This is a genomic window from Streptomyces swartbergensis, from assembly GCF_002148965.1.
GTDB classification, from domain to species: Bacteria; Actinomycetota; Actinomycetes; order Streptomycetales; family Streptomycetaceae; genus Streptomyces; species Streptomyces swartbergensis.
In genome coordinates, this window is the sequence record NZ_NGFN01000839.1 from 1 (window position 1) to 667 (window position 667).

Here is a 667-nt window from a genome sequence, read left to right on the forward strand (position 1 = left end):
CGTACGCCAGCCTCGGTGTCCTCGCGGAGGCCTTCGAAGGCGCCTACGGCCAGAAGCTTGATCCAATGGACCTGGTGTGTGTCGACGAAGCCCACAGAACAAGCGGGTCGATGGGCAAGGCCTGGGCCGCCGTGCACGACCAGACGATCATCCCTGCCACCCGCCGGCTGTACCTGACGGCCACACCCCGGATCTGGGAGGAGCGGCTGAGTCGGGAGGTTGCCGAGGGGGTGCGCGACCCGCTGCCGAGGGAGATGGCGGCGAGCATGGACGACGAGAAGGTCTTCGGGCCCGTCCTGTACAAGCTCTCGCTCGCGTCTGCCGTGTCCCGCGGGCTGCTTGCGCGCTACCAGATCATCGTCCTGGAACTCCAAGACCCGGTCCTCACCCCCGAGCGACTCTATGGCGAGGACCGGTACAGCGAGGAAGTACGCGGGCAACGGCTCGGGGCGCTCCAGGCCGCGCTCTTGCGGACGATGGCCGACTACGACCTCAGCACGTGCATCACCTTCCACCACCGGACGATAGAGGCATCGGCCTACGCAGAAGGCCTGGAGCGGGTGGCCGCCAAGCTGCACGCCGACCAGCCGAAGAAGTACCCGAAGCGGATCTGGGCCGACTGGCTGTGCGGCGAGCACGCCCCCGAGCACCGACGGAGGGTGCTGGG

At 68.1% G+C, this 667-nt stretch carries 1 pseudogene; it reads left to right on the top strand.

Going from position 1 to position 667, the window contains the following annotated elements:
- Positions 1 to 667: pseudogene (locus tag CA983_RS44655) on the top strand (DEAD/DEAH box helicase family protein); the annotation flags it as partial.